The following is a 25,779-nucleotide window of genomic DNA, read 5'->3' on the forward strand; positions in this document are numbered from 1 at the left end:
ACAGTTAAATGTGGGAGCGGGCTTGCTCCCACATTTGGATCTCCAGTGTCCTGCGAGACCCCATCCCGACCCACACTTATCCATTCGCGACATGTTCGTAAGAGAACATCCACTGACGCTCATTTCCTGTGTTTGCAGATAAGAGGCGATGCTATTTTCGGTAACGAAACTGTAACATTCGCATCCGCAGTCAAAACAAGAAATTTGGAGCTCTTGAATGTTTGCTTTCTTTCGTCCTGCCGCACACCAGGCGCCCCTGCCTGAAGAAAAAATAGACAGCACCTACCGACGCCTACGCTGGCAGATCTTCGCCGGTATTTTCTTTGGTTACGCCGGCTACTACCTGCTGCGTAAAAACTTCTCCCTGGCCATGCCGTACTTGATCGACGAGGGTTACACCCGCGGCGAACTGGGCCTGGCGATGTCCGCCATCGCGATTGCCTACGGCCTGTCCAAGTTCCTCATGGGCCTGGTGTCCGACCGCTCCAACCCGCGTTACTTCCTGCCCTTCGGCCTGCTGGTTTCAGCGGGTGTGATGTTCATTTTCGGTTTCGCACCTTGGGCGACGTCCAGCGTGACCATGATGTTCATTTTGCTGTTCATCAACGGCTGGGCCCAAGGCATGGGCTGGCCGCCAAGTGGCCGGACCATGGTGCACTGGTGGTCGCAGAAGGAGCGCGGCGGCGTGGTTTCCGTGTGGAACGTGGCGCATAACGTCGGCGGCGGCCTGATCGGCCCGCTGTTCCTGCTTGGCATGGCCTGGTTCAACGACTGGCACGCGGCGTTCTACGTACCGGCCACCGTGGCCCTGCTGGTGGCGGCGTTTGCCTTCATCACCATGCGCGATACCCCGCAATCGGTCGGCCTGCCGCCCATCGAGAAGTACAAGAACGACTATCCGGAAGGCTACGACGCCAGCCACGAAGACGAATTCAGCGCCAAGGAAATCTTCGTCAAGTACGTGCTGCGCAACAAAATGCTCTGGTACATCGCCTTCGCCAACGTGTTCGTCTACCTGCTGCGCTACGGCGTGCTGGACTGGGCGCCGACGTACCTCAAGGAAGCCAAGCACTTCACCGTCGACAAGTCGTCGTGGGCGTACTTCTTCTACGAGTGGGCCGGTATTCCGGGCACGCTGCTGTGCGGCTGGATGTCGGACAAGATCTTCCGTGGCAACCGTGGCCTGACCGGCATCGTGTTCATGGCGCTGGTGACGGTGGCGACCCTGGTTTACTGGCTCAACCCGCCGGGCAACCCGATGATCGACATGATCGCGCTGTTCTCCATCGGTTTCCTGATCTACGGCCCGGTGATGCTGATCGGCCTGCAGGCGCTGGAACTCGCACCGAAGAAAGCTGCCGGTACGGCGGCGGGTTTCACCGGCCTGTTCGGTTACCTGGGCGGTTCGGTGGCGGCGAGTGCGGCCATGGGCTACACCGTGGACCACTTCGGCTGGGACGGTGGTTTCGTGCTGCTGATCGGCGCGTGCGTGTTGGCGATTGCGTTCCTGATCCCCACGCTGTGGCACACCAACAGCGTCAGTTCGGCGCGTTAACCGCCTGAACACCCCTTCGCACAACGCTTGAGCCGCGCCTCCAGGTTTTTATCTGGCATGGCGTGGCTACGCAGGGCGTGGACGGTCTGCTCGACATAATCGCGCGTAGTGCCGTAACGCCCGCAAGCGCTTTCCAACACGTGGTTCAGGATGGCGTCGGGAAGATTGCCCGCGTAGCTGGGCAAGTGCCGCTCCAACACAAACCCCAAGGCCTGCACCTGACTGCCATCTTCAAGACGGCAACTGAGCCAGTGTGGCCGATACGAGGGGTACGGCATTTCGCGGCACCACAGTGCGTAGAGCGAGGCTTCCAGCTGGTCTTCCGGCAAACGGTAGGCAAACCCGCTGCATGAGCCGCCGCGATCCAGGCCAAAGACCAACCCCGGCAATTCCGGCGTCCCCCGGTGCTCGTGGGACCACAGGTACAGGCCACGGTGATAACCGTGGACCCGCGCCCGCACGCGTTGGGTGGATGAGCATTCAGGACGCCAGATCAACGAGCCGTAAGCGAACAGCCAGACCGGCCCACCCTTGTGCCGGCCCATGGTCGCCTGCATCGAACTCATCAACTGCTCGTGAGTGAGTTGCGGCCCCAGATCGAGCCGCGGAGGGTAAGCCAATTGCATAAGATCGGATTCAATAACGGTCATGGCAGATCGCTTAGGTCTCCTGTGTGTTACCAGTTGTAAGCAACTTTACCGTAATAAAACGCGCCGCTGTAACCGTACGGCGAAAATGTGCTGTAGGCCAGGTTGCCGCCGCTGCTGGCGAACGCATTGACCTTTTCCGGGTATTTATCGGTGACGTTGTCGCCGCCCAGGGTGAAGGTCCAGTTCTGCAACTTGTAGTCCGCCGACAGGTCCAGCACCCACGCTGCCTTGAAGGTCTGGTCGTTGACCTTGTCCGCCTGATAGCTGGTGAACTCACCATAGCGCACCAGGTTGCTGTGCAACGCCCAATTGCCGAAGGTGAAGTCGTTGCCCAGGCTCAGCTTGTGCTCTGGCGTGGTATCGCCGAGCAGGCCGCTTTTCTCGCGGCGGTCGACCCGCACCAGGTTGGCCCCCAGGCTGTCGAGGATCGCCGGGTTGGCCTTCACGTCCGTGACCTTGGTGTGGTTGTAGTTGTAGCCGACGGTGCTGTTCCAGCGGATGCCGTTGTCGAACTGGTAGCGATAGTTGGCCACCAGGTCGACGCCGTCGGTGCTGGTGTCGGTGGCATTGGTGAAGTAGCGCGCCGTGGTGTAGTTGATGTTGCCGACGCCGTTGGCTTGCAGGTAGGCCTGGGTCGCGGGGCTCAGGTTGAGGTTGGACGATAGGCTGATGCGGTCGCGAATATCGATGCGGTACACATCCAGCGTCACGGTCAGGTCATCGGCGGGCTCCAGTACCAGGCCGAGGCTGTAGTTGCGCGATTTCTCGGCCTTCAGGTCCTCTGCGCCAAGCAGGCGGGCAACCTGGCTGGAGGCCGGGAACGTGCCGGCCTCGCGGATTTCACTGCCGATCAGTTGGGACGAGGTAAACGCAAAGTTCTGCTGGGCCAGGGACGGTGCGCGGAAACCGTTGGAAATACTGCCGCGCAAGGCCACCTGCGGGGTGAAATCGTAGCGCGCCGACAGCGAGCCGCTGACATTGGAGCCGAAGTCACTGTAATCCTCATGCCGCACGGCGGCCGAGGCGCTGAGTTTTTCGGTGAAGTTGGTTTCCAGGTCCAGGTACTGGGCCCAGTTGTGGCGCGAGCTGCTGCCGGCGTCAGCCTCACGGAAGCCGCCGAGGCCCGAACTGCCGCTCTGGTAGTAGGATGCCGGCTCGCCCGCTTCGATTTCATAGCCCTGGCGCAGGTATTCACCGCCAAACGCGACGGACACCGGATACGGCAGCAAGCCCACGTCGAACTCACGGGACAGGTCCAGGCTGACTTGCTTCTGGTCGTTGCTCAGGGTGCCGTTGTCGAACTTGCGCGGCGTGGCCAGGCCCAGGGAGGTGTTGATGGTTTCGGTGCTCAGCTCGTATGTGTTCTTGCCGTAGTTGGCCGACAGGTCGTAATGCCAGTCATAGGCCAGCAAGCCGCGCAGGCCCACCACCAGCGAGGTGTCTTCCAGGCTGCCCTTGATCAGCGGCAGGTAGCCATTGGGGTTGAGCGCCGCGATGTTGTTGGACGCATTGCTTGCACGGTAGAACGCCGCCGTCTCGCCACGCCGCTTGCTGTAACCGCCAAAGCTGTAGAACTCGGCCGCATCGTTGAAGGAATATTCGGAGTTGAACGCCAGCTTGCCTTCATTGGTCGCCGGTTCGCCCTGGCGGAACACGCGCTGGCCGTAGGTGGTGGAGCCAATGCTGGCAGTGCGGTAATCCTTGCCGGCACGGTTGGTGTAATCGTTGTCGGCGCCTTCGCCGGAGAGGCTGATAAAGCCGTTGTCGCCCAAGGCCAGGCCGGTGTTGCCGCTGATATTGCGCTGGATTCCGTCGCCCTTCTTGTACTGGCCGAACTTGCTGGAGATCGAGCCGCCATGGTCGGCATGCTTGAGGATTACGTTGATCACCCCGGCAATCGCGTCCGAACCGTAGCGCGCGGACGCGCCGTCGCGCAGCACTTCGATATGGTCCACCGCCGACAGCGGGATCGCGTTCAGGTCCGCTGGGGCCGAGCCACGCCCCACCGCCCCGCCGAGGTTGACGAAGGCACTGGTGTGGCGGCGCTTGCCGTTGACCAGCACCAACACTTGGTCCGGCGACAACCCGCGCAGCTGCGCAGGGCGTACCAGTTCGGCGCCATCCACCAGGCTTGGGCGTGGAAAGTTGATCGACGGAATCAGCCGCGCCAACACTGCGCCCAGCTCATCGGAACCGGTGCTGCGCAGGGTGTCGCCGGAAATCACATCCACCGGCGACAGCGAGGCACTGGCAGTCCGCTCCTGGGCGCGGGTGCCGGTGACGATCACGGTGTCGAGCTTAGGCGCATCGGTGGCGGACGTTTCGGCCGCAAAGACAGGATTGAAGCCTGCGGCGGTCAGCAAATTGGCTGACAAAATCGCCGAGTACAGCGCGTGTTTCTTGTAGCTCCCCATACCGCTCCCCTTGGAATCATCTATCAGAACGTCATGCTCTGAATGCGTACGATCGATCCGGCTGGCGGGCGGTGGCGGTCAGTTGTTGGTGTTTGGCAGAACGTCGGTAGTCCGTTGCCTTATATCTTAATAAGACTTTTCCTACATTTAAAAGACCTTAAATGCATAAGCATAGGCGGTCATACTTTCAGCCCACGTTCAGGCCAGGTCGGGCGCTAGCCGTCAAACTACAGGGATTAAGCGACCCCACTAGCCGCCCATCCAAACGACTACCGAGGTCGGATCATGAAACAGCTTTTCCTCGGCTTGCTGCTTCTGGCACAAGCCACCGCTGCCCTGGCCAACGAAACCGCTGCGCCAGACGACAAGGGCTTCTGGTACGCGCAGACCAGCGTCTACACCCGGCACTTCTCACCGGACCCCAAGCACAACAACAACCAGGACCTGATCGGCCTGGAGCGCAATGACGCATCTGGTTGGGTATATGGCGGGGCGACATTTCGCAACTCGTTCAGCCAGCGCTCGTACTACGCCTATGCGGGCAAGCGCTATGACATGAGCGACTATCCGGTGTACCTCAAGCTGACCGGCGGGGTGATCCAGGGCTATCGCGGCGAATACCGCGACAAGATTCCGTTGAACCGTTTCGGCGTGGCGCCGGTGATCATTCCGTCAGTGGGCACCCATTACGGGCCGGTGGCGGCGGAATTGGTGTTGCTGGGGTTCAATGCGGCGATGGTGACAACCGGCGTACGCTTCTGACCCTGACACGACACAATCCAATGTGGGAGCGGGCTTGTGTGGGAGCGGGCTTGCTCGCGAAAGCGGTGGATCAGTCAAAACATCTTTGGCTGACACACCGCTTTCGCGAGCAAGCCCGCTCCCACATTTTGATCGGTGTAGGCCAGTAATTTATGGACGGGGAGCGTAGGCAAATACGTCGGCGCGCATCTGGTGCGCGTCCATCCCGGCTTCGACCAGGGCATCCAATGTGCCGTATATCATCGCCGGCGAACCACTGGCATAGACGTGCACGGCCTTGAGGTCGGCGATGTCCTCACACACTGCTTCATGCAACAACCCGCAACGCCCGTCCCAGCCGCACAGGTCGCTGACAACTTTGTGCAGGAACAGGTTGGGCAGTTGCAGCCACTGGTCCCAGTGCTCGATGGTGTAGAAATCTTCCGGGCGACGTACGCCCCAATACAGATGCACCGGGTGCTTGAAGCCCGAGGCGCGGCAGTGTTCGATCAAGCTGTGCATCTGTGCCATGCCGGTGCCGGCGGCGATCAGCACCAGCGGCCCGTCCGGTAGTTCGGCCAGGTGGGTGTCGCCAAATGGCAGCTCGACGCGCGCCATCTGGTTGCGCTGCAACTGCGCCAGCAAGCTGCGGGCGCTGTCTTCACGGGCCAGCACGTGCAGCTCCAAGTCACGCCCGGCGTGGGGCGCCGAGGCCAGGGAGAACGCCGACTTGTCGCCATTGTCCCGCTCGATCATCAGGTATTGCCCGGCGTGGTAACGCACCGCCTTGCCGGCCGGTGCACGCAGGCGCACGCGCCACACGTCGCCGCCGACGTCCACGCACTCACTCAACTGGCACGACAACTTGCGCAACGGCAACTCTCCCGGCGCCAGCACGCCATCCCACAACACAATGCAATCTTCCAGCGGCTCGGCGATACAAGTGTAGAACTCACCGTGGTCGCGCACCTCACCGGCTTGCTGCACCCGGCCTTCCACCAGCAACGCCGCGCATATGTGGCACACGCCGTTGCGACAGGCCTGGGGGCACTCGTAGCCCAGGCGACGGGCGCCTTCGAGGATTCGCTCGCCAGGGACCAACTCCAGCACGGCGCCGGACGGTTGCAGGGTTACACGCATCAATCTATTCCCAATTCTTTCCACATTGCATCGACACGGGCTGTGACAGCTTCGTCCTTGACGATCACCCGGCCCCACTCGCGCGTGGTTTCACCCGGCCATTTGTGGGTGGCATCCAGGCCCATCTTCGAGCCCAGGCCCGACACCGGCGAGGCGAAGTCGAGGTAGTCGATCGGCGTGTTGTCGATCATCACCGTGTCGCGCTTGGGGTCCATGCGCGTGGTGATGGCCCAGATCACGTCGTTCCAGTCGCGGGCGTTGATGTCGTCGTCGGTGACGATAACGAACTTGGTGTACATGAACTGTCGCAAAAACGACCACACACCAAGCATTACCCGCTTGGCGTGGCCTGGGTACGACTTCTTCATGGTCACGATGGCCATGCGGTACGAGCAGCCTTCCGGCGGCAGGTAGAAGTCGGTGATTTCCGGGAATTGCTTTTGCAGGATCGGCACGAACACTTCGTTGAGCGCCACGCCCAGAATGGCCGGCTCATCCGGCGGCCGGCCAGTGTAGGTGCTGTGGTAGATCGGCTTGATCCGGTGGGTGATGCGCTCGACGGTGAACACCGGGAAGCTGTCGACTTCGTTGTAGTAGCCGGTGTGATCGCCGTACGGGCCTTCGTCGGCCATTTCCCCCGGGTGGATCACGCCTTCGAGGATGATTTCGGCGGTGGCCGGCACTTGCAGGTCGTTGCCACGGCACTTCACCAGCTCGGTGCGGTTACCGCGCAGCAGGCCGGCGAAGGCGTATTCGGACAGGCTGTCAGGCACCGGCGTCACGGCGCCAAGGATGGTGGCCGGGTCGGCGCCCAGGGCCACGGAGACCGGGAATGGCTGGCCTGGGTGTTTTTCGCACCATTCACGGTAATCCAGCGCGCCGCCACGGTGGCTCAGCCAACGCATGATCACCTTGTTGCGGCCGATTACTTGCTGGCGGTAGATGCCGAGGTTCTGGCGGTCCTTGTTCGGGCCTTTGGTGACGGTCAGGCCCCAGGTGATCAGCGGGCCGACGTCGCCGGGCCAGCAGGTCTGCACCGGCAGCATGGCGAGGTCGACGTCATCACCTTCGATGACCACTTCCTGGCACACCGCGTCCTTGACCACCTTGGGGGCCATGGCAATGATCTTGCGGAAGATCGGCAGCTTCGACCAGGCGTCCTTCAACCCCTTGGGCGGCTCGGGCTCCTTGAGGAAAGCCAGCAGCTTGCCGATTTCGCGCAGCTCGCTGACCGACTCGGCGCCCATGCCAAACGCCACGCGCTCGGGGGTGCCAAACAGGTTGCCGAGCACCGGAATGTCAAAGCCGGTCGGGTTTTCGAAGAGCAGCGCCGGGCCCTTGTTGCGCAGGGTACGGTCGCAAATCTCAGTCATTTCCAGCACCGGGGAAACCAGCATCTGGATACGTTTCAACTCTCCGCGCTGCTCAAGCTGCTGCACGAAATCCCGAAGATCCTTGAATTTCATTAACCATGCCACCCGTAAAATAGGCGTACATCCTACCTGCTCCGAGGGGCATTTGGCTGCCGGAGCACTTAAAAAGCGGGCGCAAAAAAAATGGCGCCCCTGGGGGCGCCATTCTTTCGGACCGCAAGCGTCGTATTACTTACGCTTCATCGACAAGAAGAACTCGTCGTTGGTCTTGGTGGTCTTCAGCTTGTCGACCAGGAACTCGATGGCAGCAACTTCATCCATCGGGTGCAGCAGCTTGCGCAGGATCCACATGCGCTGCAGTTCGTCGTCGGCAGTCAGCAACTCTTCACGGCGGGTGCCGGAACGGTTGATGTTGATGGCCGGGAATACGCGTTTTTCCGCGATGCGACGGTCCAGGGGCAGTTCCATGTTGCCGGTACCCTTGAACTCTTCGTAGATCACTTCGTCCATCTTCGAACCGGTTTCAACCAGTGCGGTGGCGATAATGGTCAGCGAGCCGCCTTCTTCGATGTTGCGCGCGGCGCCGAAGAAACGCTTCGGTTTCTCCAGGGCGTGGGCGTCGACACCACCGGTCAATACCTTGCCGGAGCTCGGGATCACGGTGTTGTAGGCACGGGCCAGACGGGTGATGGAGTCAAGCAGGATCACCACGTCCTTCTTGTGTTCGACCAGGCGCTTGGCCTTCTCGATCACCATTTCGGCAACCTGCACATGGCGGGTTGGCGGCTCATCGAACGTCGAGGCAACCACTTCGCCGCGCACGGTGCGCTGCATTTCGGTCACTTCTTCCGGACGCTCATCGATCAGCAGCACGATCAGGTGAACTTCAGGGTTGTTACGCGCGATGTTCGCTGCAATGTTCTGCAGCATGATGGTCTTACCGGCTTTCGGCGGCGCGACGATCAGACCACGCTGGCCTTTGCCGATCGGGGCGCACAGGTCGATCACACGACCGGTCAAGTCTTCGGTGGAACCGTTGCCGGCTTCCATCTTCATGCGCACAGTCGGGAACAGCGGGGTCAGGTTCTCGAAGAGAATCTTGTTTTTCGCGTTCTCAGGACGATCGAAGTTGATCGTGTCGACCTTGAGCAGGGCGAAATAACGCTCGCCTTCCTTTGGAGGGCGGATCTTGCCAACGATGGTGTCACCGGTGCGCAAGTTGAAGCGACGGATCTGGCTCGGCGAGACGTAAATGTCGTCTGGGCCGGCAAGATAGGAGGCGTCTGCAGAGCGGAGGAAGCCGAAGCCGTCCTGGAGAATCTCCAGCACGCCATCACCGGAGATTTCCTCGCCGCTTTTCGCGTGCTTTTTCAGCAGGGAGAAAATCACGTCCTGCTTGCGCGAACGGGCCATATTTTCTATGCCCATTTCTTCGGCCAGCTGGAGCAGGTCGGTAATCGGCTTTTGCTTGAGTTCAGTCAGATTCATATAGGAATGACGTAATCATTTATGGAGGGGGGAAATTAAGCTTTTGGCTTAATGAGGCCGCGCCGCAGAGAAGGCGACAGGATCGCGTACTAATCGAAAAGGAGTGCGTCGGCGACGGCATGCAGGGGGCAGTGGAGAAACCAGTGCGGGGCCGAATGTACCACCTGAGTTTCGGAGCGTCTAGCCCTGTTTCACGAAAAAGCCCCGCAATTTGCGGGGCCTTTCTGACGACGTTTAGATGTTCGCGTCGAGGAAAGCTTGCAACTGGGACTTCGACAGCGCGCCCACTTTAGTGGCTTCGACGTTACCGTTCTTGAACAGCATCAGCGTCGGGATACCACGCACGCCGTGCTTGGCCGGGGTTTCCTGGTTGTCGTCGATGTTCAGCTTGGCAATGGTCAATTTGCCTTCGTAGGTGGTTGCAATGTCGTCCAGAACAGGAGCGATCATTTTGCAAGGGCCGCACCATTCAGCCCAGTAGTCAACCAGCACCGGGCCTTGAGCCTTGAGTACTTCGGCCTCAAAGGTCGCGTCGGTGACGTGCTTGATAAGATCGTTGCTCATGGATGTCTCCGGATTGTAAGCAAAAAAAACGTGGCCCATCATAGCTGCCCTTCCCCCGTTCAGGAAGCCGCCTCTGATTGAGTCTTGCTATGGTGGTGCATGAGTTTGGGTATAGCCCAACTCAAGGCGCTACGGGAGTCACAAAGGCAATGCCGGTGCGCAGCGCCGCATTGCGCACGTGCTCCTGCATGGTTTTCTGCGCCGCCGCACTGGCGCGCCGGGCCAGGGCGCGCAGGATCTTGCGGTGTTCCTGCCAGGTTTCCATGGCCCGCTCCGGCCGGATGAACGGTAGTTTCTGACTTTCCAGGAACACCTCGGCGCTGGCGCTCAGGATGCTCACCATCGCCTGATTGCCACTGGCCAGCAGGATGCGCTGGTGGAATTCGAAGTCCAGCCGCGCCGCCGCTTCAAAGTCACCGGCCTTGAGCACCTTGCGCATCGCCTCGACGTTATCGTCCAGGCTGTCCAGCTCGTCGATGGTCAACGTCACCGCCGCCAGACCCGCCGCAAAGCCTTCAAGGGCATAGCGCAACTGGAAAATATCCAACGGCGTGGCCTGTGCCGCAAACGGCCAGGCAAATCCCGGCGCCTCGTCGACTGCTTGCACAAACACACCTTTGCCCGGCTGCACGCTGACCACGCCCAAGGCGCTCAAAGACGACAGCGCCTCGCGCAAAGACGCCCGGCTCACCCCCAACTGCAGCGCCAGATCGCGCTGGGACGGCAATGCATCGCCCGGCCCGAAGCCTTGCTCCTTGATCAGTTTGCGGATGGCCTGCAGGGCCGCTTCCGGTACGGCTTGGGCGATGGAATTCATAAAAAACTCAAGGTTCCAGTCAACTGAGCGGCTAGTTGTAAAGCTATTCGCGGCCGGCGGCAAGCCACGCCCCAAAGGGGCTCGCGCGGTTTTAACGGCGCTCGAAAAGGGTGCGAAAAGCCCCACCACTGTTCAGACCAGTAAGACCAGCGCAGCGCAGCAAAACCCTGCCTTGCAGACGATCCTGCGCAGGCTGGCATGGGCTGTGCAATTACCCCATCAGCCCAATCCAGAAAACCCCTTCGCCCTTCTCGGAGAGTTGCCATGACCAAGCGCTACAGCGCCCTGCTCACTGCCCTGTTTGCCAGCCTGATGCTGAGCCAGGCACCCGCCCAGGCCAACGGTCTGGACGACATCGTCGCCCGTGGCACCCTCAAGGTCGCCGTGCCCCAGGACTTCCCGCCCTTCGGCTCGGTCGGCCCGGACATGAAACCGCGCGGCCTGGACATCGACACCGCCAAGCTGCTGGCCGACCAGCTCAAGGTCAAGCTGGAGCTGACCCCGGTCAACAGCACCAACCGCATTCCGTTCCTGACCACCGGCAAGGTCGACCTGGTGATCTCCAGCCTGGGCAAGAACCCCGAGCGGGAAAAGGTCATCGACTTCTCCAAGGCCTACGCGCCGTTCTACCTGGCCGTATTCGGCCCGCCTGACGCGGCTGTCACTGGTCTCGACGACCTCAAGGGCAAGACCATCAGCGTGACCCGTGGCGCCATCGAAGACATCGAGCTGACCGCCGTTGCGCCCAAGGAAGCCACGATCAAGCGCTTCGAAGACAACAATTCGACCATCGCCGCCTACCTGGCCGGCCAGGTCGACCTGATCGCCAGCGGCAACGTGGTGATGGTCGCGATCAGCGAGCGCAGTCCCAAACGCGTGCCTGCGCTGAAGGTGAAGCTCAAGGATTCGCCGGTGTACGTGGGCGTGAACAAGAACGAGCCGGCGCTGCTGGAAAAGGTCAACCAGATCCTGGTGTCCGCCAAGGCCGATGGCAGCCTGGAAAAGAACGCCCTGCAATGGCTGAAAGAGCCTTTGCCGGCTGATCTTTGAAGGCGGAGCTGACCCATGGCCTATCAGTTCGACTTTGTGCCCGTGCTGGCCAACACCGACCTGCTGCTGCGTGGCGCGCTGTTCACCTTGGAGCTGACCGCCATTGGCGCGATTCTCGGGGTGGCCCTGGGCACTGCCGGCGCCGTGGTGCGGGCGTGGAAGATCCAGCCGTTCGCCTGGTTCTTCGGCGTGTACGTCGAGTTGATCCGCAACACGCCGTTCCTGGTGCAGCTGTTCTTCATCTTCTTCGGCCTGCCGTCCCTGGGGCTGAAGATCACCGAATGGCAAGCCGCCGTGCTGGCGATGGTGATCAACCTGGGCGCCTACTCCACCGAAATCATCCGCGCCGGCATCCAGGCCGTCCCCCGTGGGCAACTGGAAGCCGCAGCGGCGCTGGCGATGACGCGTTTCGAAGCGTTTCGCCACGTGGTGCTGCTACCGGCACTGGGCAAGGTGTGGCCGGCCCTGAGCAGCCAGATCATCATCGTGATGCTCGGTTCGGCAGTGTGCTCGCAGATCGCCACCGAAGAGTTGAGCTTTGCCGCCAACTTTATCCAGTCGCGTAATTTCCGCGCCTTTGAAACCTATGCCCTGACCACCCTGGTGTACCTGTGCATGGCCTTGATGATTCGCCAGTTGCTCAACTGGATCGGCCGCCGGTTTGTGATGAGGAATAGCCGATGAGTGATTTTTCGTTCTGGGACATCGTGCGCAACCTGCTCACCGGCCTGCAATGGACCCTATTGCTGTCGCTGGTGGCGTTCATCGGCGGCGGCCTGATCGGCTTGCTGGTGATGACCCTGCGCATCAGCAGCAAGGCGTTCCCGCGTAACGTGGCGCGCACCTATATCGAACTGTTCCAGGGCACACCGTTGCTGATGCAACTGTTCCTGGTGTTTTTCGGCATCGCCCTGCTCGGTGTGGATATTTCGCCCTGGCTTGCCGCCGCGATTGCCCTGACCCTGTTCACCAGTGCCTACCTCGCCGAAATCTGGCGCGGCTGCGTCGACTCCATCGCCCACGGGCAATGGGAAGCCTCGGCCAGCCTGGCGCTCAACCCACTGGAGCAACTGCGCTACGTGATCCTGCCCCAGGCCCTGCGAATTGCCGTGGCGCCCACCGTGGGCTTCTCGGTGCAGGTGGTCAAAGGCACCGCCGTGACCTCGATCATCGGCTTCACCGAACTGACCAAGACCGGCGGCATGCTCGCCAACGCCACCTTCGAGCCCTTCATGGTCTACGGCCTGGTGGCCCTTGGTTATTTTTTGCTCTGCTACCCCCTGTCCCTCAGCGCGCGCTACCTGGAAAGGAGACTGCATGCCTCTGCTTAGAATTTCCGCCCTGCATAAGTACTACGGCGATCACCACGTCCTCAAGGGCATCGACCTGACCGTTGAAGAAGGCCAGGTGGTGGCGATCATCGGCCGCAGCGGCTCGGGCAAGTCCACCTTGCTGCGCACCCTCAACGGCCTGGAATCGATCAACGACGGCGTGATCGAAGTCGACGGCGAGTACCTCGACGCCGCTCGCGCCGACCTGCGCAGCCTGCGACAGAAAGTCGGCATGGTGTTCCAGCAATTCAACCTGTTCCCACACCTGACGGTGGGCGAAAACGTGATGCTCGCACCACAGGTGGTGCAGAAAGTGCCCAAGGCCAAGGCCGCGCAACTGGCCAGGCAGATGCTGGAACGCGTCGGGCTCGGCGACAAATTCGATGCCTTCCCTGATCGCTTGTCCGGCGGCCAGCAACAACGCGTGGCGATTGCCCGTGCGCTGGCCATGTCGCCGAAAGTCTTGCTGTGCGACGAAATCACCTCGGCCCTGGACCCGGAGTTGGTCAACGAAGTGCTCAGCGTGGTGCGCCAGTTGGCCAAGGACGGCATGACCCTGATCATGGTGACCCACGAAATGCGCTTCGCCCGCGAAGTCGGCGACAAGCTGGTGTTCATGCACCAGGGCAAGGTGCATGAAGTGGGCGACCCCAAGGTGCTGTTCGCCAACCCGCAGACCACTGAGTTCGCCAACTTCATTGGCTCGGTGGAGCAGGCAGGCTGATCAGCTCAAGGCTGCCGCGTCCTTCCAGGCGCGCCTCGTTGCGCACCTCCAGGGCATCGGCTGGCAGGTCGGTGTCGATGTCGACTTGAGCGGTCAGCCTTCGCCCTGCCACCCGCATCCCCGCCACTCGCACCTCCAGGGTCTGGCCAGGCAGCAATTGCCCATCCGCCGACTCGTCGGGCCGTTGCATCGCCGCCCACTCGACCGCGCGGCCGTCCACCCGCGCGTGCTTGAGGCTCAGACGAAAGCGCCCTGGGCGACCAAACTGAAACCCCTGGCCATCGGCAGCCGCGCCGGTAAAGCGCAACGCCATTGCCGAGGGCTCGGCACACAGCACAGTCAGGTGCAGCGAGCGAGTCGGCAGTGCCATGGAGGCGCCTGTCACCGGCCCGGCCCGGCGAATGGCACCGTAGTCGATATGAGCCTGGCTCAACGACAAGCGGCAGTTTTCGGCCCACGCTCCCGGAGCGATCAGTACCGCGCAAAGCAGCATTGCCCACTTAAAGAGCATGGCACACCGCCGATGCAGTCTCGTAGAACTTGTCATTATCCGGCTTGGCCTCGGCGTCGACACGCAGTGAGCAGGTGGAGGAGTCCGGCAGTGATACCCGCAGGTCTTGCGACTCATTGACATCATTCAGAAAAACCTTGCCCTCACCCGCCACGCTGGTAAGGAAGCGGTTGCCCTTGCCGAGTACCGCAGCCCCCTGGGGCAGTGGTCGGCCTTGCGCATCACTGGCGTTGAGCAACACGCGACGGACTTTCACCACATCGAAATCCACGGTATTGACGGAACCACGGCCAGCAGCAAGCACCTGGGTGCCGTTCTTCAAGTCGACGCGCTTGGGCAGCGAGCGGGTCTGCACTTCGACGCGGCTGTTGGTATACGCCGGCAAGCCGGCGATCACCGCGTGCCCACGGTAGTCGGTCCACACCGGGCCTTGCGGGGTTTCGATCCGGGCCGAGCCGATGTCGCCCACGGAAACGATGCCAAACGTGTCCTGTACGGCGTAGGGCGAAAAGGTCACGCCGCGCTCGTGTGCCACGATCCCGCCCTGCAACTGTCCCGAGTAGCTGGTGCCCAGCGGGTCGCGACTGACCCCCAGGCCGACCCGCGTATAGCGCGGCAGCAGGTCGACATGAGCGCGAGTCGATTGCTCCCCAGCCTTGAGGTCTCGCTCGACGCCCACCTCGTAGTTCACGTACTCGTTGACCCGCTCGTTCAGCGCAGTGCCGGCGCCGAACTGATCCCCACGGCGGCTGGCATAGCTGTTCAGGCGACGATCAGCGCCCAGGGGCACGCTGACTTGCAGGCGTACCGCCAGGTCATTGTCCTGGGGCGCGTTGCGGCGGTTGCCGTCGGGCGTGGAATCACGCGTGCCGCCTACCTGCGAATCGGCAATCAACCCGACATCCACGCGATTGAACGACTTGTTCCACGAAGCGAACACCTGCTCGGTGGCTCGCCCGTCGAATTGCGCACTGCGGGTATATCCCAGGGAGAACACGCCCAGCGAGGGATCGACCCAGCTCATGCCCGCCGTATATTGGTTCTTGAACCGCGTACCCAACTCATCGGCCGTCCATGACCGGCCCGCTTCGAGCACCTCCCGATAACCACGGGTCTGGCGGGTGGCGCTGAGGTTGGCTTGCACATTGGCGGAAACGGGGCTGCTCACCGACACGGTACTGCGCGAACCGGACACTGCCTTGCGGCTGTCCCGGGAAAGGTTGTGGCGCGCGCCCACTGCAACCCGCTGGAAAAACACGTTGCTCAAACTGCCTCCCGCCGACCAGTAGTCTTCGGCGCCCAACACGCCAAGCCCCATGGACGAATCGCGCCCAAGCCCCCAGGTGCCGCTGCCCATGGCAACCATCGGTGACGCCGCCCCTTCGCCAGTGCTTTCACGCGCCTTCCCCACCGAGAAGTAGTAGCCGGGGGCAGCCGCAGCGCCGCCGAACGACGCGGCCGGCACAACAAAGCTGCGCTTGGCGCCCCGCACATCGATCACGCTGACTTCAAGGTCACTGGTGCCATTGAGCAGGGGCAACCTCGTCAGACGAAACGGCCCCTCGGGCACCAGCGTGCTGTGGATCAGCACACCGGATTGACGCACCTCGATCCGCGACTGGCTATGGGCAAGCCCCTCGACCACCGCGTTATGACTGCCTGCCGGCACTCGCGACTGGCCATCGGGGGAAAACTGCAAACCCGACAACTGCACACCGCCAAACAGCGGGTTGTTGCTGGAAATCTGGCCCAGTTGAAAGGTCGACTGCAACGCAGCGATGTCCCGCTGGGCATAGGCGTACAGGTGCTCGGTGCGGACCTTGCCGTTATCCGACACATAAAACTGGCGGCTGCGAACGATCCAGTCCTCCCAGTTGAAGCCCGCCTCCGTATAGGCCGACACGAACCGGCTGGGCCCACTGCGCGAGCGGCTGTCAAAACCCAGCAGGTCATAGTTGAACAATGCCGCCCCTCCGCCTTGGGAAAATTGTCCGGCTTCCCATTGGGGCTCACGCAATGACTGGGTGGGCACCACCAACGCGACTTCGTCGATGCCGGGGCGCAGTCTCACCATGGTCGTCGGGAACTCACCGAGGAAGTCATGACAGGCCTCGCCCGGTGCCGCGCCCTCGCCAATGACCGTATCGGGTTTGACCAACCCGGCCTTTTCCAGCAAACCAGGGGTAAAACACAATCGGCCTTGTGCATCGAAACGGGCATCCACCAGCCCGAGCGGGTTTCCATTGACCCGCAAACCGACCACATGGACGCCCTCGCGAAAACGCGCGGCGCTGCGAAAATAATCGGAGACCTTCGGGTCAATGCCAAGGGTGGTAAGCGCCGCCAGGTCGAAACCCTCGCCCAACTCGAGGGCCGATACCAGGGCCGGCAAGCTCCAGAGCGTGGCAACCCCCACGAACAGTGACGGCCGGCGCGACCTGGAAGAGGCCGTAATGGGGACAGTCGACAGGTTTGTCATGGGCTGATCAACCCTCGCCCTGGGTGATCGGCGCCTGGTAACTGTCTACCGAGAAACCGTAGACCGTGGCCGGCTGGATCTCGACCGTGACTAAGCCCGCCATGGGCCCGTCGGCCTTCGCGGTCAGCGTTTCACCCGGCAAGAGGTAAGCACGCGGCAACGTGGCCGGGACGCCCTGCGGCAACAAACGCACGTCTGGCGCCAGGCGTACGACATACGCGCTGTCGTTATGCACCGTGAGCTGCTCACCGGCCCGCCGCCACACCAGCAGTTCCCAGGGCGTGTGATGCCAAGGCAGGCCCCGCGGGTGAAGGATCAGCGGCAAATTCTGGCGCAGGGTGATACCGATGGTCGCAGCGCCGGCGGCACGTGCCTGGGGAATCCCCTCGAAGGACACACGCTTGAGCCGCTGGGTCTTCAGCGGTTCCGTCGATGTGCCGATAAAACGCACCAGCTGCGTATCGCCCGCCTCCACCCGTGTGATCGGCGGCGTGACAATCAGTAGCGGGGCCTGGTCCTCGGGCACATTTTCCACGACGGAATGCAGCAGCGCCGGGCCCGCGTCCGTGTTCTTGACATTGAGTGTGGCTTCACCCGCTTCTTCATACAGCACGACCACAGTAGTTTCCGGCTGCATGCCGTCCGCTGCCGCAACATTGGTTAAAAGAATAAATAAACTTGCCACCTGTAACAGCACACTGTTTATTACTGAAGAACCACGCACGCAGTATTCCCCGCAATCCATGAAGTTAACGGTTGATAGCCAAGCGCCCACGTAAAACAGCCGACAAGAAGTAGTTACACTTCTTGAACGGCTGTATTGTCGTCGTTTAGATGTAACTCAATACCAGCGTGGCTCGCCCATCAATGGAGACGTCGCGGCTCAGGTCCAAGTCCTGGGCTTTATTGATGACGGCCTTCACTGCAATGGTCCCTGTCAGTTGGGTGATGGAGGCAGGTGTAATCGTCGCACCGTTGCGCCAGGAGTACTGGCTGGGTGACTGCGCAACCTTGCCATCACTGCTCTGCCAAGCTCCGCCACCGGAGCGCATGATCGGATACAGCGTTACGCCGGAAGACCGCAGATCCTTGAGCGTGATCGAGTAGCCGCCGGTTCTGCGGTTTCCTGCCATGCCCAAGCCATAGTTCTGCGCCTCGGTAAAGCCGGCACCCAGGATACCCGTCACCTTGCTACCCGCTTGCAGGTCGGTGAAGGTGAGGCCGAACTTCGCTGGCGTCGTACCGCAGTTGACGACCAGGGATGTGGTCCTCTCCTCGCGCGGGTTGAATGCTGTCTGGGACAGCTCACCAGAACGGATCACGCCGTAATCGACAATGCCACTGCCCGCCAGGCTGAGGTTGCAGGCGGCAGGTGTAATTGAGCCCCTGACCACCAACTGAGCGCTGGTGGTTGCCTGGGCGCTAAGCGTTGCTGCCAGGCAAGCGATACCAAGCGTCAATCCAATAATTTTCTTCATAGTCGACCCGTCACTTAAAGTTATCAGGCGTATTTATTTTTATCCTGGAAACATAAATCCATAAATAAATAACACCACGGCGAAATTGCCGGGTGACAGTCTGTCGCTTTGGTACTCCATTAAAGAATAAGACAACACATCAGTTAGCGTAGGACCAGTAAAAGACAAGTTGCGCAAAGAGCCCGCCTCAGTGGTAGGCGCAGAACAATAAAACAAAAAGAACATTGACCAACTACTGTAGGAGAAGTCATAAGAAGTTCTACAACAGTCCCCAGTTAACAACTCCTACATATCCGTCATCCACCTCGACATAAGCCCGTAAAGACAACCTATATTTTCTGCAAAAAAGCTTCACAAGCGGCCTCAGCGAAATTCCCGAAGCACTACGCGTTGGCTCCAGCGGTCGATCGTGGCACGATGGCTAGGTTATCGACCGAGACCCCCAAACCATGCCGCAATCCCAAGCCAAGAATCTGTCCCTGATCGCCGCCATCGACCTGGGCTCCAACAGCTTTCACATGGTCGTGGCCAAGGCCCAGAACGGTGAGATCCGCATCCTTGAGCGGCTCGGCGAGAAAGTACAACTGGCAGCCGGGATCGATGATGAGCGTCAGCTCAACGAAGAATCCATGCAACGCGGCCTCGATTGCCTCAAGCGTTTTGCCCAGTTGATCAACGGTATGCCATTGGGCGCCGTGCGTATCGTCGGCACCAATGCTCTGCGTGAAGCGCGCAACCGTGGCGAATTCATCCGCCGCGCCGAAGAGATCCTCGGGCACCCGGTGGAAGTCATCTCCGGCCGTGAGGAAGCACGCCTGATCTACCTCGGTGTATCCCACACCCTGGCCGACACCCCCGGCAAACGCCTGGTCGCCGACATCGGCGGGGGCAGTACCGAATTCATCATCGGCCAACGATTCGAGCCATTGTTGCGCGAAAGCCTGCAGATGGGCTGCGTCAGCTACACCCAGCGCTATTTCAAGGACGGCAAGATCACCCCGGCACGCTACGCCCAGGCCTACACGGCGGCGCGGCTGGAGATCATGAGCATCGAGCACGCCCTGCACCGCCTGACCTGGGACGAAGCCATCGGCTCCTCCGGCACCATCCGCGCCATCGGCCTGGCCCTGAAAGCCGGCGGCCATGGCACCGGCGAGGTGAATGCCGAAGGCCTGGCGTGGCTCAAGCGCAAGCTGTTCAAGCTGGGTGACGCGGAAAAAATCGACTTTGACGGCATCAAGCCCGACCGTCGCACCATCTTTCCGGCGGGCCTGGCGATTCTCGAGGCGATCTTCGACGCCCTCGAACTACAACGCATGGACCACTGCGACGGAGCCCTGCGTGAAGGCGTGCTCTACGACCTGCTGGGCCGCCACCACCACGAAGACGTGCGTGAGCGCACCCTCGGCTCGCTGATGGAGCGCTATCACGTCGACATGGAACAAGCGGTGCGCGTGGAGCGCAAAGCCCTGCACGCCTTCGACCAGGTCGCGGCCGACTGGGACCTGGAAGACGGTGTCTGGCGTGAGCTGCTGGGTTGGGCGGCCAAGGTGCATGAAGTGGGCCTGGACATCGCCCACTACCATTACCACAAGCACGGCGCCTACCTGATCGAGCACTCCGACCTCGCCGGGTTCTCCCGCGAAGACCAACAGATGCTCGCCCTGCTGGTGCGCGGCCACCGCCGCAACATCCCCAAGGACAAGTTTGCCGAGTTCGGCGACGACGGCATCAAGCTGATCCGCCTGTGCGTGCTGCTGCGTTTTGCGATCCTGTTCCATCACATCCGTGGTACCCAGGAAATGCCCCAGGTGACCTTGCGCGCCGACGCCGAGAGCCTGGACGTGGTGTTCCCGAAAGGCTGGCTGGATGAAAACCAGCTGACCCAGGCGGATTTTGCGCAAGAAGCAGAATGGTTGACGCGGGTGGGGTTCACGCTGAACGTGCGCTGAGGCGCTCTAAAGAACGCTGCAAAAACAAATGTGGGAGCGGGCTTGCCCGCGATGACGGAGTGTCAGTCAATGCATCTTTGACTGACCTACCGCTATCGCGGGCAAGCCCGCTCCCACATTTGGTTTGTCGCAGGTTTCAGCTCACCGTCAGGATCGGGCTACCCAACCGCTCCAACAACGTCGCCTGCGCACTGCGCGGGTTCTGGTTGCCGGTTGGCGTGTTGCGCACGTAGCGCCCGTCCGATTGCAGGCTCCAGCTGTGGGTGTTGTCGGTCAGGTAGCTTTCCAGCTCCTTCTTGACGCGCATGATCAGCTTCTTGCCTTCTACCGGGAAGCAAGTCTCCACACGCTTGTCGAGGTTGCGCTCCATCCAGTCGGCGCTGGAGAGGAACATCTGCTCTTCGCCGCCATTGAGGAAATAGAACACCCGCGTGTGCTCCAGGAAGCGGCCGATGATCGAGCGCACGTGGATATTGTGCGATACGCCGACAATCCCCGGACGCAGGCAGCACATGCCGCGCACCACCAGGTCGATGCGTACGCCGGACTGGCTGGCCTTGTACAGCGCGCGGATGATCTTCGGATCGGTCAGCGAGTTGAACTTGGCAATGATGTGCGCCGGCTTGCCGTCGAGGGCGAACTGGGTTTCGCGGGCAATCATGTCGAGCATGCCCTTCTTGAGGGTGAACGGCGCGTGCAGCAGCTTTTTCATGCGCAGCGTCTTGCCCATACCGATCAACTGGCTGAACAACTTGCCGACGTCTTCGCACAGGGCGTCGTCGGAAGTCAGCAGGCTGTAGTCGGTGTAGAGCTTGGCGTTGCCGGCGTGGTAGTTGCCGGTGCCCAAGTGGGCGTAGCGCACAATCTCACCCGCTTCGCGGCGCAGGATCAGCATCATCTTGGCGTGGGTCTTGAAGCCGACCACGCCGTAGATCACCACCGCACCGGCCGCTTGCAGGCGGCTGGCCAGTTGCAGGTTGGGCTCTTCGTCGAAGCGCGCCCGCAACTCGATCACCGCGGTGACTTCCTTGCCGTTGCGCGCAGCGTCGACCAGGGCGTCAACGATTTCCGAGTTGGCGCCGGAGCGGTACAGGGTCTGGCGTACGGCCAGAACGTGCGGGTCCTTGGCGGCCTGGCGCAGCAGGTCGACCACCGGGGTGAACGACTCGAACGGGTGCAGCAACAGGATGTCCTGCTTGCTCACCACGCTGAAAATGTTCTCGCTGTTTTGCAGCAGTTTCGGGATCTGCGGGGTGAACGGCGTGTATTGCAGCTCCGGGTGGCTGTCCAGGCCGGTGATACTGAACAGGCGCGTCAGGTTCACCGGGCCGTTGACCTGATACAGCTCGGTCTCGCCCAGGTTGAACTGCTTGAGCAGGTAGTCCGACAGATGTTTCGGGCAGGTGTCGGCCACCTCCAGGCGCACCGCATCGCCGTAGCGCCGCGAGAACAGCTCGCCGCGCAGGGCACGGGCCAAGTCTTCGACGTCTTCGGAGTCCAGCGCCAGGTCGGCGTTGCGGGTCAGGCGGAACTGGTAGCAGCCTTTGACCTTCATGCCCTGGAACAGGTCATCGGCATGGGCATGGATCATCGACGACAGGAATACATAGTTATCGCCAGCGCCCCCCACCTCTTCCGGTACTTTGATGATCCGTGGCAGCAAGCGCGGCGCCGGGATGATCGCCAGGCCGGAATCGCGACCGAAGGCGTCGATACCTTCTAGCTCGACGATGAAGTTGAGGCTCTTGTTCACCAGCAACGGGAACGGGTGCGTAGGGTCGAGACCGATCGGGGTGATGATCGGCGCGATTTCGTCACGGAAGTAACGGCGCACCCAGGTCTTGATCTTGGTGGTCCAGTGGCGGCGACGGATGAAGCGGACCTGATGTTTCTCCAGTTCCGGCAGCAGGATGTCGTTGAGGATCGCGTACTGGCGGTCCACGTGGCCATGCACCAGCTCGCTGATGCGCGCCAGCGCTTGATGAGGTTGCAGGCCGTCGGCGCCGGCTTGTTCACGGGCGAAGGTGATCTGCTTCTTGAGGCCGGCGACGCGGATTTCGAAGAACTCGTCCAGGTTGCTGGAGAAGATCAGCAGGAACTTCAGGCGTTCCAGCAACGGGTAGGACTCATCCAGCGCCTGTTCCAGCACGCGGATGTTGAATTGCAGTTGTGACAGCTCGCGATGGATGTACAGGCTGCTGTCATCCAGGTTGGTCACCACCGCCACAGGCGCCGGGGCCGGTGTTTCGACCACCACGACAGGTGGGGCCGGCTCCAGCTCCGGCGGGGTCTCGGTGACAGGTTCAACCACCGGGTGAGCGTCTTTTACGGCAACTTCTGTGAGTCCTTCGGTATTCATCAAGTGTTCCTGTGAGGGCTATTGTTGCTCTCTAAGCAATTGGGCAGCGCGGGCGGCGAAGTAAGTCAGGATGCCATCAGCGCCGGCACGTTTAAAGGCAGTCAGGGATTCAAGGATCACCCCTTCACTCAACCAACCATTCTGGATCGCGGCCATGTGCATGGCGTATTCACCGCTGACCTGATAGACAAAGGTCGGCACTTTGAATTCCTCTTTGACCCGGTAAAGGATGTCCAGGTACGGCATGCCGGGCTTGACCATCACCATGTCGGCGCCTTCGGCCAGGTCGGCCGCCACTTCGTGCAGGGCTTCGTGGCTGTTGGCCGGGTCCATCTGGTACGAGGCCTTATTGGCCTTGCCCAGGTTCAGTGCCGAACCCACCGCATCGCGGAACGGGCCGTAATAGGCGCTGGCATACTTGGCCGAGTAGGCCATGATCCGCACATTGACGTGACCGGCCAGCTCCAGGGCTTCGCGGATCGCCTGGATGCGGCCGTCCATCATGTCCGACGGTGCAACCACCTGGGCACCGGCTGCGGCATGGGACAAGGCTTGCTTGACCAGCGCATCGACGGTGATGTCGTTCTGAACATAGCCGTCTTCGTCCAGAATGCCATCTTGGCCGTGGGTGGTGAACGGGTCCAGGGCAACGTCGGTGATCACGCCCAGCTCCGGGAAACGCTCGCGCAGGGCGCGGGTGGCGCGCTGGGCGATGCCCTGCGGGTTCCAGGCTTCGGCCGCGTCGAGAGATTTGAGCCCCGCCGGTGTGACCGGGAACAACGCCACCGCCGGAATCCCCAGCTCGACCCAACCCGCCGCCTCGATCAACAACTGATCGATGGTCAAGCGCTCCACGCCCGGCATCGACGCCACTGCTTCGCGCCGATTCTCGCCGTCGAGCACAAACACCGGCAGGATCAGATCATTCGTCGTCAGCACGTTTTCACGGACCAGACGGCGAGAAAAATCATCACGACGATTGCGACGCAGGCGGGTGGCGGGGAACAGGCGATTGGCAGGGGTAAAGCTCACGACAGACTCCTGAGCCCGCGTTTACGGGCGAGCGTTGCAGTTATAAGCGGGCATTATGACGAATGAATGACAGTTGTGCTTAACGGTGCGACCTGTAGCCGCATTCGTCATTTATGTAGGAATTGTTCACTTCAAGACACATCTCGATACTTTCATGAATGTTCACGAAGGCGTAGGCTGCGCGTTCATTTCGCCAGCACCCCAGACCATGCTTCAACAATTCCTGCATGACTTCGGCTACTTTGCGCTCTTCCTGGGCACCTTCTTTGAAGGTGAGACCATCCTTGTGCTCGCAGGCTTCCTGGCGTTCCGTGGGTACATGGACATCAATCTGGTGGTGGTCGTTGCCTTCTTCGGCAGCTATGCCGGCGACCAGTTGTGGTACTTCCTGGGGCGCAAGCACGGCCGCAAGCTGTTGGCGCGCAAGCCGCGCTGGCAATTGATGGGCGACAAAGCCCTGGAGCATATCCGCAAGCACCCGGACATCTGGGTACTGAGCTTCCGCTTCGTCTACGGCTTGCGCACGGTGATGCCCGTGGCGATCGGCCTTTCCGGTTATCCGCCGGTGCGTTACCTGATCCTCAACGGCATTGGCGCGGCGATCTGGGCGGCAGCGCTGGGCGCAGCGGCGTACCACTTCGGCGCGGTGCTCGAAGGCATGCTCGGCAGCGTCAAGAAGTACGAGCTGTGGGTGCTGGGCGCGCTGCTGGTGCTGGGCTTTGGCCTGTGGCTGCGCCGCCGGATCAAGAACGCGCGCATCGCCCGTCAAGCCTGCGCCGACGCCAAGGCCCGGCTCGCGGCCGAGCCGGCGGCGGTCGAGGCGTCTAAGACACCAGTCGAGTAAGCCGGCTTCTGCAACAGTAGAGGCCGATCACGCTGAGCAGGCTGTAACTCGCCAGGCCCAGCCAGCCCAGGTTGCTGGCCGGCCACAGCCCGACCTGCGGCGCCAGCCACACCAGCGGCACATTCAGCGCCAGCCGCGTCAGCTCAGCCTTCAGCGCCCACGGCCGGTCCTCCAGGGCCACGCCCAGGGTAAACAATCCCAGTGCCATGGCACTCCAGCCCAGAATCAACGCGGCGGTCGGCAAGCCTTCACCGAAATTCATCAGATAGCTGCCAAACCCCACATACGCGGCAAATTGCAGGGCGATGTACACCTGTTGGCGCACATCCAGCGGCACCTCGAATTTGCGGAACTGACTCAAGTCGTGCTTGGCCAACGGGTACCTGGCTTTCACGTCCGCCGGGCGCCAGCCGGTGTGCATGAACCAGATGCGCAATTTGTCCCACCACTTCTCGGTGCGCCGCGCATCACTCCACAGCTGGGCATAAAACTGCAGGTTGGCCCACAGTGGGTTCCAACTGGCCAGGGGCGTGGTCACGCCGAAAATCACCGGTTCGTTGTCGTCTTCTTCCTGGAAGGTGCCGAACAGCCGGTCCCAAATAATGAACACACCGCCGTAGTTGCGATCCATGTAGAGAGCGTTTTGTGCATGGTGCGCCCGATGATTGGACGGTGTGACGAAGAACCATTCGAACCAGCCAAGCTTGGGCACGTGGCGGGTATGCACCCAGAATTGGTACAGCAGGTTGAGCGACGCCACGCTGATAAACACCACCAACGGCACGCCGACCACCGCCAGCGGCAGGTAGAAGATCCAGCTCAGCAGGAAACCGGTGCTGGTCTGGCGCAGGGCGGTGCTGAGGTTGTAGTCCTCACTCTGATGGTGCACCGAATGCGCGGCCCACAAAATATTGCGCTCGTGGCCCATGCGGTGCAGCCAGTAGTAGCAGAAGTCGTAGAACACGAAAGCGAATACCCAGGTCCAGGGGTTCTGGGCAGGCAATTCAAGCAGCGCCAAGTGTTTGAGGGCAAACGCGTAGGTGAGCAGCCCCACGCCTTTGGTCAGCAAGCCTGTGGTGGTGGACAGCACGCCGGTGCTGAGGCTGTTGATGGCGTCTGCCACCCGGTAATTGCGCGCGCCGCGCCAGCGGTCAGCAAGCAGCTCTACCACGATCAAGGCGATGAAAAACGGTACCGCGTAAGGCACGAAGTCCATGGGCTAGTCCGGTCTATTTTTGTTACATCTAGAGTAGGTGTAGCGCCGCGAGAGCCCATTG

Annotated in this window: 22 protein-coding genes; 8 read left to right on the forward strand and 14 right to left on the reverse strand. The window is 61.3% G+C overall.

Annotated elements, in window-relative coordinates:
- Window positions 1-217 precede the first annotated feature (217 nt).
- Window positions 218-1,555 carry a glycerol-3-phosphate transporter gene (glpT, locus tag LIY36_RS01710; protein ID WP_192297931.1) on the forward strand — a complete coding sequence of 446 codons (1,338 nt, stop codon included), beginning with the start codon at window positions 218-220 and terminating at the stop codon, window positions 1,553-1,555.
- Here the strand turns inward: glpT and LIY36_RS01715 are convergent.
- Window positions 1,552-2,205: a gamma-glutamylcyclotransferase gene (locus LIY36_RS01715; RefSeq protein ID WP_226454623.1), complete on the reverse strand. Its 654-nt coding sequence runs from the start codon at window positions 2,203-2,205 to the stop codon at window positions 1,552-1,554. The genes glpT and LIY36_RS01715 overlap by 4 nt on opposite strands.
- Window positions 2,206-2,231: 26 nt before the next feature.
- On the reverse strand, window positions 2,232-4,619 hold the full coding sequence (locus LIY36_RS01720) for a TonB-dependent receptor plug domain-containing protein (RefSeq protein WP_226454624.1): 2,388 nt from the start codon (window positions 4,617-4,619) through the stop codon (window positions 2,232-2,234).
- A gap of 285 nt (window positions 4,620-4,904) precedes the next feature.
- Here LIY36_RS01720 and LIY36_RS01725 point away from each other — a divergent pair, with 285 nt between their 5' ends.
- Complete coding sequence (locus tag LIY36_RS01725) at window positions 4,905-5,381, forward strand: sn-glycerol-3-phosphate transporter (RefSeq protein ID WP_226454625.1); 477 nt, start codon at window positions 4,905-4,907, stop codon at window positions 5,379-5,381.
- A 150-nt stretch (window positions 5,382-5,531) separates the two neighbouring features.
- Here LIY36_RS01725 and LIY36_RS01730 read toward each other — a convergent pair whose 3' ends face one another.
- The 5 genes from LIY36_RS01730 to LIY36_RS01750 form a co-directional block, all read right to left on the reverse strand.
- The gene (locus LIY36_RS01730; RefSeq protein ID WP_226454626.1) at window positions 5,532-6,500 is read right to left on the reverse strand and encodes a CDP-6-deoxy-delta-3,4-glucoseen reductase; all 969 of its coding nucleotides are present in this window, start codon (window positions 6,498-6,500) and stop codon (window positions 5,532-5,534) included.
- The gene (gene ubiD / locus LIY36_RS01735; protein WP_226454627.1) at window positions 6,500-7,966 is read right to left on the reverse strand and encodes a 4-hydroxy-3-polyprenylbenzoate decarboxylase; all 1,467 of its coding nucleotides are present in this window, start codon (window positions 7,964-7,966) and stop codon (window positions 6,500-6,502) included. Before ubiD ends, LIY36_RS01730 begins: the two co-directional genes overlap by 1 nt.
- Before the next feature lie 135 nt (window positions 7,967-8,101).
- On the reverse strand, window positions 8,102-9,361 hold the full coding sequence (gene rho, locus LIY36_RS01740; RefSeq protein WP_016973082.1) for a transcription termination factor Rho: 1,260 nt from the start codon (window positions 9,359-9,361) through the stop codon (window positions 8,102-8,104).
- 234 nt (window positions 9,362-9,595) lie between these two features.
- The gene (gene trxA / locus LIY36_RS01745; RefSeq protein WP_003213989.1) at window positions 9,596-9,925 is read right to left on the reverse strand and encodes a thioredoxin TrxA; all 330 of its coding nucleotides are present in this window, start codon (window positions 9,923-9,925) and stop codon (window positions 9,596-9,598) included.
- Window positions 9,926-10,046: 121 nt separating this feature from the next.
- Window positions 10,047-10,742 carry a FadR/GntR family transcriptional regulator gene (locus LIY36_RS01750; protein ID WP_192297937.1) on the reverse strand — a complete coding sequence of 232 codons (696 nt, stop codon included), beginning with the start codon at window positions 10,740-10,742 and terminating at the stop codon, window positions 10,047-10,049.
- Window positions 10,743-11,006: 264 nt separating this feature from the next.
- Between LIY36_RS01750 and LIY36_RS01755 the strand changes: the two genes are divergently transcribed.
- The 4 genes from LIY36_RS01755 to LIY36_RS01770 are packed head-to-tail and all read left to right on the forward strand — an operon-like array spanning window position 11,007 to window position 13,847.
- Window positions 11,007-11,792: a transporter substrate-binding domain-containing protein gene (locus LIY36_RS01755; RefSeq protein ID WP_226454628.1), complete on the forward strand. Its 786-nt coding sequence runs from the start codon at window positions 11,007-11,009 to the stop codon at window positions 11,790-11,792.
- 15 nt (window positions 11,793-11,807) lie between these two features.
- A complete protein-coding gene (locus LIY36_RS01760) occupies window positions 11,808-12,476 on the forward strand; it encodes an amino acid ABC transporter permease (protein ID WP_192297939.1) in 669 nt (222 codons plus the stop codon).
- Entirely contained in the window at window positions 12,473-13,123 is a 651-nt protein-coding gene (locus tag LIY36_RS01765) for an amino acid ABC transporter permease (RefSeq protein ID WP_192297940.1), read from the forward strand. The genes LIY36_RS01760 and LIY36_RS01765 overlap by 4 nt, the downstream gene beginning before the upstream one ends.
- Window positions 13,110-13,847 (forward strand): amino acid ABC transporter ATP-binding protein, encoded by a 738-nt coding sequence (locus tag LIY36_RS01770; RefSeq protein WP_226454629.1) that lies wholly within the window; start codon window positions 13,110-13,112, stop codon window positions 13,845-13,847. The genes LIY36_RS01765 and LIY36_RS01770 overlap by 14 nt, the downstream gene beginning before the upstream one ends.
- Here LIY36_RS01770 and LIY36_RS01775 read toward each other — a convergent pair.
- From LIY36_RS01775 to LIY36_RS01790, 4 genes are all read right to left on the reverse strand, one after another.
- Complete coding sequence (locus LIY36_RS01775; protein ID WP_226454630.1) at window positions 13,819-14,358, reverse strand: hypothetical protein; 540 nt, start codon at window positions 14,356-14,358, stop codon at window positions 13,819-13,821. The two genes, LIY36_RS01770 and LIY36_RS01775, sit on opposite strands and share 29 nt — an antisense overlap.
- Window positions 14,348-16,837, reverse strand: coding sequence for a fimbria/pilus outer membrane usher protein (locus tag LIY36_RS01780; RefSeq protein WP_226454631.1), 2,490 nt, complete (start codon window positions 16,835-16,837; stop codon window positions 14,348-14,350). Before LIY36_RS01780 ends, LIY36_RS01775 begins: the two co-directional genes overlap by 11 nt.
- 7 nt (window positions 16,838-16,844) lie before the next feature.
- On the reverse strand, window positions 16,845-17,582 hold the full coding sequence (locus LIY36_RS01785) for a fimbria/pilus chaperone family protein (protein WP_226454825.1): 738 nt from the start codon (window positions 17,580-17,582) through the stop codon (window positions 16,845-16,847).
- A gap of 85 nt (window positions 17,583-17,667) precedes the next feature.
- Complete coding sequence (locus LIY36_RS01790) at window positions 17,668-18,315, reverse strand: DUF1120 domain-containing protein (RefSeq protein ID WP_226454632.1); 648 nt, start codon at window positions 18,313-18,315, stop codon at window positions 17,668-17,670.
- A gap of 449 nt (window positions 18,316-18,764) precedes the next feature.
- Between LIY36_RS01790 and ppx the strand changes: the two genes are divergently transcribed.
- On the forward strand, window positions 18,765-20,267 hold the full coding sequence (gene ppx / locus LIY36_RS01795; RefSeq protein ID WP_226454633.1) for an exopolyphosphatase: 1,503 nt from the start codon (window positions 18,765-18,767) through the stop codon (window positions 20,265-20,267).
- Between the two features lie 136 nt (window positions 20,268-20,403).
- Here ppx and ppk1 read toward each other — a convergent pair whose 3' ends face one another.
- Window positions 20,404-22,626, reverse strand: coding sequence for a polyphosphate kinase 1 (gene ppk1, locus LIY36_RS01800; protein WP_226454634.1), 2,223 nt, complete (start codon window positions 22,624-22,626; stop codon window positions 20,404-20,406).
- Window positions 22,627-22,644: 18 nt separating this feature from the next.
- The gene (hemB, locus tag LIY36_RS01805; protein ID WP_192297947.1) at window positions 22,645-23,658 is read right to left on the reverse strand and encodes a porphobilinogen synthase; all 1,014 of its coding nucleotides are present in this window, start codon (window positions 23,656-23,658) and stop codon (window positions 22,645-22,647) included.
- A gap of 208 nt (window positions 23,659-23,866) precedes the next feature.
- Here hemB and LIY36_RS01810 point away from each other — a divergent pair, with 208 nt between their 5' ends.
- A complete protein-coding gene (locus LIY36_RS01810) occupies window positions 23,867-24,502 on the forward strand; it encodes a DedA family protein (protein WP_226454826.1) in 636 nt (211 codons plus the stop codon).
- On the opposite strand, the gene LIY36_RS01815 is transcribed toward LIY36_RS01810, so the two are convergent.
- Window positions 24,483-25,718: a sterol desaturase family protein gene (locus LIY36_RS01815; protein ID WP_226454635.1), complete on the reverse strand. Its 1,236-nt coding sequence runs from the start codon at window positions 25,716-25,718 to the stop codon at window positions 24,483-24,485. The genes LIY36_RS01810 and LIY36_RS01815 overlap by 20 nt on opposite strands.
- Window positions 25,719-25,779: the final 61 nt, after the last annotated feature.

It is taken from the genome of Pseudomonas sp. AF03-9 (genome assembly GCF_020515815.1).
Lineage (GTDB): Bacteria > Pseudomonadota > Gammaproteobacteria > Pseudomonadales > Pseudomonadaceae > Aquipseudomonas.